The following is an 8,981-nucleotide window of genomic DNA, read 5'->3' on the forward strand; positions in this document are numbered from 1 at the left end:
CGTCGACGGCGGAGAACTGCCCGGTGACGCCGATCGCGGAGCGGACCGCCTGCGGGTCGGCGGACAGGTCGTGGCCCCCTACGTGCAGGTCGCCGGCGTCGGCGGTGATGAGGGTGGACAGGATCTTGACGGCGGTGGTCTTGCCGGCGCCGTTGGGGCCGAGGAGGGAGAAGACGGTGCCCTGCGGCACCGACAGGTCGATGCCGTCGAGCACGACCTTGTCGCCGTAGGACTTGCGCAGCCCGGTGGCGGTGATCGCCGGCGCCGTGCCGTTCGCGGTGATCGGTGCGGATGTGCGGGTGGCGGTCATGCCGCTTTCCTTCCGGGGGCGAGGAGTTGGGGGCGGGCGGGGTCAGGCACGGCGGATGATGATGTCGCCGACCGAGGTCCGGGCGTGCACTTCGACGGTCTCGTCGGAGTCCGCGGGGCCGGCGGCGGAGCCGAGCGCGTTGCGCACCGTGCCGTACTTGGGGTTCAGGTCGAGCCAGGCGGCGGTGCCCTCGTGGATGCCCACTTCGAGGTCGCCGACGGAGGTACGCAGGTCGATCCGGCCGCGGGTGACGTCACCGACGCGGATGCGTCCGTTGGAGGACATCGCGTCGATCCCGGCGTGGGCGACGCCGATCTCGATCCGGCCGTTGGCGCACTTGGCGCCGACGTCGCTGTGCGCGATGGCGACGCAGATGTCGCCGTTGGCCGCGTTGGCCTTCAGGACACCGGTGACCTCGCCGACCTCGGTCGCGCCGTTGCCGTTCTTGACGGTCGCCGCACCGGCGACCGTGCCGACCTCGATCCGGCCCGAGCCGATGACTTCGATGTCCCCGCTGGAACGGGCCAGGCGGATGTCGCCGAGATCGGTCCTGAGGCTGCCGCCGGCCACCTCGTCGAGCTGGATGTCGCCGAGCGAGGTCTTGAACACGGCCTCGCCGAGGAGGCCCTCGCAGTAGAAGCCACCCATGGCGGAGGTGCCCCGCACATCGGATCCGGCGGGCAGTTCGATGCTCACCTCGATGGCGCCCGGCCTGCCGAACGGGGACCGCTTCTTGGGCGTCTTGACCGTGAGGCGGCCGCCCGAGCACGTGACCTCGGTCTGCTGTACGGCGCGTACGTCGTTGTCCTCGGATCCGTTGCGCGGCAGCACCTCCACGACCGTGTCGGTGCGCTTGCCCGCGGTGATGCGGGCGGTGCCGGCGTCCAATTCGAGGGTGACGGAGATCGGTTCAGGGGTCTCGAAAGAAGGCATGACTGGTCCGTCCTCTTGGCTCGCATGGTCGATCCCGCCGTGCAGGCGGGTGATGAGTGACGTCGGCGGGATCGGCGATCCGCCGGTGAAAGCGGGGTGGGCCGGCGGCCCTAGCGGACCCAGCCGGTGAAGCCCCGGCCGCCCTTGTCCCTGCCGCGGCCCGGCTGGCCGGCGTGCGCCCCGCCGTCGAGGGCGGTGGACACCGCCCGCACCAGCCAGGCGTTGACCGACAGGCCCTCCGCCGCCGCGGCGCCCTCGGCGCGGGCCTTGAGGTGGGCAGGCAGGCGCAGGTTGATCCGCGCCATGGCGCCGTCGTCGGTGTCCGCGGGCGGCGGCGGCGCGGCCGCGGCCACATCCGCGACCGGCTCCTGCGCCTCCCGGAACGGCTCGGGGGCGGGCGGCGCCGTCACCACGAACTCCGGGTCGAGCCCACGCAGCCGCACGTCGACCGAGCCCGGAGCCAATTCCCGCGTGACCTCGACCATGGCGGCCGACAGAGCGTTGAGGAGGGTGAGTCGGGCGGCGGATTCCAGGGGGGCGGTGAGCCGCTCGGCCAGGGCGCGGGCATCGTCGCCACCGGCGGCCGCGGCGACGGCCAGTTCCTGCCGGAGGTTGTCGACATAGGGCGTGAGGTCCATGGCGCCATCATGGCACACGAATGGCGCTATAGCGAGCCAGGTTGGCTCCGGTTTTTTCGAATGCCGTTTGACCTGCATGTTTGCGCGGTGAATGCGGGTGACGTGGTGCCGAAAGGACGCTGACGTTGCTTGTGGCGGTGCCGCTGTGACGCCACAGTGGTGCCACGGTTGGGTGGCCCGGCGCCATCGATTGCACCTCTGGTGCCAGTGCTGAGACCGGTCTCTTTGCGCCCCACCCCCAGCTGTGGGCACCTTCTCCGGCGGCGATGGGGGAGGGCGCTGCTGTGGGTGGCGCTGCCATGGGTGGTGGTTTTCGCCCGTGCGGACTTCGCCGCTTCCGCCGCGCTGGGCGCCGCCCGCGGGCACCTTCTCCATCCCCGGCACGCGGTCGCATAAGGTCTTCGACCTACTGGAGAAGAAGTTCCCGGACGGGCGCGCCACCGGCGCGCGTACCCGGGTCGTGCTCCGCGCCCTCGGGCCGAGTCCCCGCCCCGTGCGACGAAGCCCACCTCGGGGCGCTGGTTGTGCAGCTGGAGAAGTCCCGCGCAAGGGCCCTCGGTGAGTGACCGGTTCACGGCGCAGGCGGTGAGCGAGACGGGCCCCCACCGCCTACGCCGTCGCCACTTGCAAGGGTCCCCAGCGCGAGGTCGGCGCCACCACGCACCGATGCGCTCGACGACGCCCTGGCCAAGGCCCACGACGGCCGCCTGAGGGTCGAGTTGGGCAGCGACACCGTGACGACCGAAGCCGAGGTGCCGTACTACGCCGACCCCCTCCTGACCCCGACCGACCTGCGGCCCGCCGTGGGTACGGCATCCGGTACGGACGCGAAGCAGGCACCCATCCCGCCGCAGTCCTGGAGGCCCAGCGGTGCACGAGAGAGCCCGTCACCAGACGCGCCGACCAGGGCCGCCCCCTCGACGAGGTGCTGCACGCCCACCGGTTGGCCGGAGCGGCGGTCCGGAGCGCCACCATCGGCGTCCTGGAGCGGGACGGGCCCGGCGAGCTGACCAAGCGCGACGTCACCGGGCACACCCCGGGCCCCTGGCGGTGGCGGCGGCGCTGCTCGCCCGTACCCCCGCCGCCACGGCAGGTCTCGGTCACGGGCTCCAGCCCCCAGTACGCGATCCGGGCCACGAAGGGGTTGAGGTCGTCGACGAGCACGGTGTGCACGGTGCGGCCGGCGTGCCCGGGCCGCGGTTCGATGAACACCGACCGGCCGCACGGCACTCACGTGGAGGAGTCCTTGCGCTGCCGTCAGCCGGTCCGCACCGCCGTGACCGCGAAACGCTCGACCTCGGCGATGTGCCCGCCGGTCATGGCGATCACGGTCAGAACCGCGTCCTTGCCGCCCTTGAAGGAGACGGACGACGACCAGGGCTGTCCGAAGCCGCCGGCCGGGGCGCAGCACGACTCGCCCAGCGGCGCTTTGGACGAGGGCTGGCGCACATGCACCCGGATACTTTCGTCCACGCCGCTGATCCGCCCACCGACGGCCAGGGGCGACCGGACCACCGAGCCGTAGGCGGGCTTCGTCAGGCTGAACGTCGTGTCGTCCGTGCCCACGACCTCCCAGGGCGCGTCACGGCCGGTGCCGTACCGCACGAGATGGATGACCGCCGCGGTGCCCGACGACTCGGGTCCGCTCAGGCCCACGCCGATGCGGGCATGCGTCGCACCGACGGACCGCGAGGTGACGCGATCGATCTCCGTGAAGCCCAAGTAGCCCCGGGTGAACGACAGCGCGGTCTGCTCCGCGTCGAGGTGCCAGGGCTGGTGGCCACCCGAACGGTATGCGCGCTGCCACGCCTGTGCCTGGGTGAGCGTCGTGAAGGGCCAGATCGGCTGCAGGCGCCCCAGACCGGGAACCGGGGCGACGCCTTCGGGGCCGGACGTGGCCGACGCATTCGGTCCCGGCGTGGACGCATCCGGCCGAGGCGTGGCCGGGTCTGCCGGCGTCGACGGCTGCCCGCTCGGCGCGGGAGTCGACTGGGACGGTGCTGACGGCCGCGGAGCGGCGGACGGCGAGACCGACGCGTCCGGGCGCCCGTCCGTACCGCTGCAGGCCAGCAGCGACACGCCGGTCGCGACCGTGACACCCATGAGGCGGAAGCGGAGCCAGACGTTCATTGATGCCCCAGAGAACGAGTACCGACCATCGATACTGTTCGTCCGACCATCTTGCCACGGTATGGGCGTCCTTCCCAGGGCGCGTGAAGCACCCGCGCAGCGGCCGGTCCGCCTCAGCCGTACCCGTCCAAAGCGAGTGAGCCTGTCCCCAAGTAGCGTGGCGACGGAGGGGTGTTCGTACGATCAACGGGAACACCGACACAGGAGGATCACGAAGAATGGCTGTCGTCCACCGGACCACGATGTCCCCCGGCAAGCTGGAGTTGCTGGAGGCCTGGCTGCCCACACGCCCCTGGTACGTCCCGACGGGGAGCGCGCCGGCACTCTCCAAGGCGGGTGGCTTCCGGCTCGACGACCCGGAGGGTGAGGTGGGCATCGAGTTCATGGCCGTCACCGACGGCTCCGGCGACCGGCCGGTCACCTACCACGTCCCGCTCACCTACCGGGGCGCACCGCTCGACGAAGGCCACACGGGCGGTCAGGTGAGCGCCCTCGTCGGAACCTCCGAGCACGGCGTCCTGGGCCGACGCTGGATCTACGACGGTGCCGGCGACCCTGTCCTCGTCGCCCAGGTCCTCGCCCTCCTGGAGGGACACGCCGAGCCCCAGGCGCAGAGTGAAACCGATACGCCGGACCCGTCCGTCACACGTCACGGCGCCGACGGCCCTGTCCCGTCTCCCACCGGACCGAACACCGTGGCCGACGGCCCTGCCGGCACCGAGATCGCCATCCCGGCGGAGACGGGTTCGCTGACCCTTACCGTGGCCCGCGTCCTCGAGCCCTCGGCTCCCACCCCTCCCCACCCCTGCGTCACCGCCCCCTGGCACCTCCCGGACGGCACCGAACACCGTTCCCCGTTCCTCACCTTGCGCGTGAGCCTGTGAGTGCTGCATCCGGGCATGTACTCGAGTCGTGCCCTGCGTGAAGTCTGAGCTCGGTTACTACCGTCTTTGAGAGTGATCCGGTGGTGAGGCGTTCGACCGCCTGGGGCTCAGTGCCTGCGCTCCTGTGGGGAATGGAGTATTCCGCGGGGCCCTTGGGGTCCCCTGTGCGGCGGGGTCGTGTCCGGATCCCTCCACCAGACGATGCGCGCCCGGGACTGACACTGCGGTCGGCGACGGGACCGTCGAACACGCCCGGCTCCACCGCCGGCTCGGGCTCACGGGCCGGGTCCTCTCCGGCTTCCCGCCCGCAGGTGAAGTGAGGGAGACGACCCGCCTCATGCGGCTGCTCCCCGCCATCACGTTCCGCAGCGCAACCCCCTTCCCTGCCCATACCGCTTCCTGTATCGGTTGTACCGGCCCCACAGCGTCATCACTGCGGGGCGTGTGCCAGCGAAGACGACCAGACCATCGACACCGTGGAGCGCTCTGGCTGAGGGGGCGTATACGCGGGACTTCCACCCCGTCGGGACCGGCGCGGAGGTGGTCACCGCGCCCCGGATCGCACACGCGACGAGTCGGGGGCGCGCCTGCCCGGGCGGCGGCCCGGAGGAGCCAAGGTCGGGGCGCGGTTCAATGGCGGCCATGATGGTCCGAACGCCATCCACCGTTGTCGCTGTTGTTGTCGCTGTCGTGCCAGGGCCCGCCACGAGGCGCTCAATCACAGGTGTGGCGGGCAGCTGAAAAGCAGGCGGCGAACAAGGCAGCAGAGCGTGAAGCCCGCCGTCCCGTCTCCGCCCGCTTCAGGCACGTCAGCAACGGCCGACGTCAGGCACCGTTGTCCTGCAGGAGCCGCAGCCGTGTTCGGTACTCTTCCCGTCCGTCAGTGCCCGTCCGGATGTGGTCGGCCCTGTCCATCTGCGACCATCCCGAGCCCTGCTCCGCGTTCACCTGTTCACGAACGTCCCTCAGACCGAAGCAGGCAAAGAGCTTCTCCTCATCAGCCACGGACAGTACCTGACGCCCCTGGACGTCGACCTTCGCTGCGGCCTCTATGGTGGCCTTGGCGAACGGGACCTGCACGCGGTCGCCGACGTGCACGGCCTCCCTCAAAGGCACGAAGACGTCACCGGGCCCCGACGAGTCGCTGTGCACCCGCGCCCACTCCGCCTTGCCAGTGGTGTCGTCCAGCAGGACATGGACCACATCCCCGACCTTCACCCCGTCCGCGGCGTAGACCGGCTGCCGGGCCAGACCCGCGAGCTGCTCCTGGGAAATCACCGTTGCTCCTCAACTGCCCTGCCGCGACCTGTCCCAGCTCTCCTAGCCCAGGCCCGCGCCTGCAAACGTGTCCGGGGCTCCGCCTCGCGGCCGGAGGCGTCGGTCCGGCGCTGAGCCTCTCGGCCGGTCGCCTGGATTCGCCCCGGCGCCGGGCTGCCTGGCTGCCGCCGTTCCGCCCGGCCGCCGCAGGTTCTGCTGAGCTGCACGGTCGGTGTGAGCGGTGTTCAGGGTGCCGCTGGAGGTTTTTCTGCTTCGGGTGCTCCGCTGAAGTAGGTGACCGGGCGTTCCAGCGGTTCACCGTCGACGATCGTGTCCACGAACTCGTTGTAGAAGGCCACCTTCCCGGTGATGTCACGCACCGCGGGGAGTGGATCGGGGTAGCTCCAGGCCACGTTGGGCGGTGTGGGTCCGCCCCGCTTCCATGACCAGTACTGGGACGCCACGCCCTTGTACGGGCAGCGGCTGCTGTGGCCGGTGGCGATGAGCAGGTCGAAGCGGACGTCCTCGGGCGGGATGTAGTAGCGGACCGGCAGATTGGTTTCGAACAGGAGCACCGGGGTGCGTGTGTCCGCGACGGTGGTTTTGTCGATCTCGACCCGGACGTGCCGACTGCTCGGGAGCGCGTCGACGCGCTGGTACGGGTCACGTGGATGAACGAAGACCTCGGTCTCCTCCTCGTACCAGTGATCGAGGGCACTGCGGACGAACCACTCGAAGGCGACGTACCCGGCCAGATCCCCTTCCGGGAAGGACCACGCGGCGTTCCGCGCAGTGTCACCGCCCACCGTCAGGTCGTAATAGGCCGCCGCGCCGGGGTGGCGCCCGGTTGGCGGCCGTGTTGCCGGACGGAGCAGTTCCACATGGACATCCGCCTCCGGAAAGGCGTAGAGCGGTACCGGCCGGCCCGGCTCCCACACGAGGCGCGACCGTCGGCTGTCGACGACGGTGGTGTTCGCCTTGGTCGCGCGAACCCATCGGTCGCTGGGCTCCCAGGTGATGCGGTCGGTCGGCGGGGGCGGGCGGCGGGCGACGACTACTGCCTCACGGTGGTGCTCCGACGACGTACTCATGACAGGCCTCCAGGGTGGGCAGCGGCGGATGCCGAGGGTCTACCGCCTCCCCCTATCGATCGTGCTCTCTCCCCGCACCCGATGCACTCGGACGGGTCACGTCGCCGTCGGTGATCGGCTCGCCCCAGAAATGGATCTGGCTCCGGCCATCCGTCCGCTGTCCCTCCGTCGCGGCTTGGCCGCAGTCCGTACCGCCGTCGGCGCGCGTGCCGCCTTGCTGCCGCAGTCCTCGCCCCGCCACGCAACTCCGACGTACCCACGCCCGTCGCTCACCGCCCCGACGGCCGGCGGTACGGTGTCGAAGGCCTCGGCGCCCGGCCCATGCCGCGTGCTCATCGAGCGTCACCTCTCCATGGCCGTGCGCGCCCAAGGCCGCCACGCCCGTTCACCCGCGGTGCGTGCGGCAAGGATCAGGGGATCGTCCTCAATCCGCCCCGCAGCCGCTCCGCCGCGACCGCGGCCACGACCACCACAAGCACGCGACGACAGTCACGTGGAACCACCGGCGCCCGCAGCGGCAGGCTGCGCCTGGACGACGCGGGGAAGCCGTTCGCCACGAGTGCGGCCGGGAAGCGGCCGACCTGCCCGTTCCTGCCGGGTGCGAGCGCCAGGAGCCCGCACGAGCGGTCCCGCCTGACCGGCGGTGCCGCACCGGGCCCGGGTGGGCTCCCGGGGAGCTCCTCGCCGCCGGTGACGTGCGGTGGGTCCACCGCCGTGTCCGCCCGGGATGCGGCGGACGGCGGGTCCGGGGTTGGGGCTCCGTGCTCCCGGTGCCCAGGCGCGCTCCCGTGCAGTTCCTCGCCGGGCTCGGCCGCGGTCACCGCTTCCCGGTAGTGGCCGCTCCGCCACAGGCCGTGCTCCTTCCCGCACCCACGGATGCGTCGTGGCCGCACTGACCAGCGGCACGCTGTCGCCGAGCCGCATGGTGATCTCCGCGGCCCGCCACAGCACCACGTCGGCCCGGGCAGGCAGGCAGGCGGGCGGAGCGGTGGTCGCTCCTTCCGGCCACCCGCGAGCGGGAGGACGGGACGCTGCCGAGTGGCCCTTCCCACATCCCACGATTCCGACCCCATCCACATGGCGGGGGCTGTACGTTGCGGCTGACCGCGTTGAGTCGAAGTGGGGTGGGTGGCTGTGCTGGTCGAAGCGTTGACGGCGGTGGCGGCAGCGGGCGGTGGTGCGGTGGTGCAGGCTGCCGGGACGGACGCGTGGCTCGTGGTGCGTGAGCGCGCCGCGGCCCTCCTGGGACGTGGCGACACCGCTCGGGGCCGCGCTGAACTCGAGCGACTGGACCGAACCGCGCGAGCCCTGGAGCCCGAAGCCGCCGTAGACCCGGAGCAGGAGCGGTTGCGGCAGGAAGGGGAGTGGCGGACGCGTTTCGAGATGCTGCTGGAGTCCCTGGACGCCCGGGAACAGGAGCGGACGGCCCAGGAGTTGCGCACGTTGGCTTCGTACGTCGCCGACGCGACCGGCGACGTTGCCATGGCGACGGGGACGGCCGTGGCGAGCGGCGGCGGTAGCGCGGTGACCGGGGTGAGGCGTACAGGCGACGACGGACGGTCGGCACGAGCGATCAACACCGGAGACGCGGAAGCCACGGGCGAGGGCTCCAGCGCCGTCAGCGGCATAGTCCGCGACTAGGCCGTGTCTTTCGGATCTTGCCGGGCTCGCGAGCCCTGGCACGCGCATCTGCTGCGTTGTCGTCGGTCGCCAATGCTCCGCAGTGGCTCCCTCCTCC

The 8,981-nt window shown here is 71.5% G+C and carries 8 protein-coding genes; 2 read left to right on the forward strand and 6 right to left on the reverse strand.

The window, feature by feature from the left end; all coding sequences use genetic code 11:
- The 4 genes from ABT360_RS34445 to ABT360_RS34460 form a co-directional block, all read right to left on the reverse strand.
- On the reverse strand, positions 1–310 hold a 310-nt coding region (locus ABT360_RS34445; RefSeq protein ID WP_351825553.1), incomplete at its 3' end, for an ATP-binding cassette domain-containing protein.
- 42 nt (positions 311–352) lie between these two features.
- Entirely contained in the window at positions 353–1,243 is an 891-nt protein-coding gene (locus ABT360_RS34450; protein ID WP_351825555.1) for a DUF4097 family beta strand repeat-containing protein, read from the reverse strand.
- A gap of 110 nt (positions 1,244–1,353) precedes the next feature.
- A complete protein-coding gene (locus ABT360_RS34455) occupies positions 1,354–1,881 on the reverse strand; it encodes a toxin-antitoxin system HicB family antitoxin (RefSeq protein WP_351825557.1) in 528 nt (175 codons plus the stop codon).
- Positions 1,882–3,138: 1,257 nt separating this feature from the next.
- Entirely contained in the window at positions 3,139–4,011 is an 873-nt protein-coding gene (locus ABT360_RS34460) for a hypothetical protein (RefSeq protein WP_351825559.1), read from the reverse strand.
- Positions 4,012–4,229: 218 nt separating this feature from the next.
- On the opposite strand from ABT360_RS34460, the gene ABT360_RS34465 reads away from it, so the two are divergent.
- Complete coding sequence (locus ABT360_RS34465) at positions 4,230–4,895, forward strand: maltokinase N-terminal cap-like domain-containing protein (RefSeq protein ID WP_351825561.1); 666 nt, start codon at positions 4,230–4,232, stop codon at positions 4,893–4,895.
- Positions 4,896–5,720: 825 nt separating this feature from the next.
- Here ABT360_RS34465 and ABT360_RS34470 read toward each other — a convergent pair.
- Positions 5,721–6,173 carry a PRC-barrel domain-containing protein gene (locus ABT360_RS34470; RefSeq protein ID WP_351825563.1) on the reverse strand — a complete coding sequence of 151 codons (453 nt, stop codon included), beginning with the start codon at positions 6,171–6,173 and terminating at the stop codon, positions 5,721–5,723.
- Positions 6,174–6,397: 224 nt separating this feature from the next.
- A complete protein-coding gene (locus ABT360_RS34475; protein ID WP_351825565.1) occupies positions 6,398–7,243 on the reverse strand; it encodes a DUF427 domain-containing protein in 846 nt (281 codons plus the stop codon).
- 1,128 nt (positions 7,244–8,371) lie between these two features.
- On the opposite strand from ABT360_RS34475, the gene ABT360_RS34480 reads away from it, so the two are divergent.
- A complete protein-coding gene (locus ABT360_RS34480; protein WP_351825567.1) occupies positions 8,372–8,884 on the forward strand; it encodes a hypothetical protein in 513 nt (170 codons plus the stop codon).
- Positions 8,885–8,981 lie beyond the last annotated feature (97 nt).

This window comes from Streptomyces sp. NPDC000229 (assembly GCF_040300825.1).
Lineage (GTDB): Bacteria > Actinomycetota > Actinomycetes > Streptomycetales > Streptomycetaceae > Streptomyces.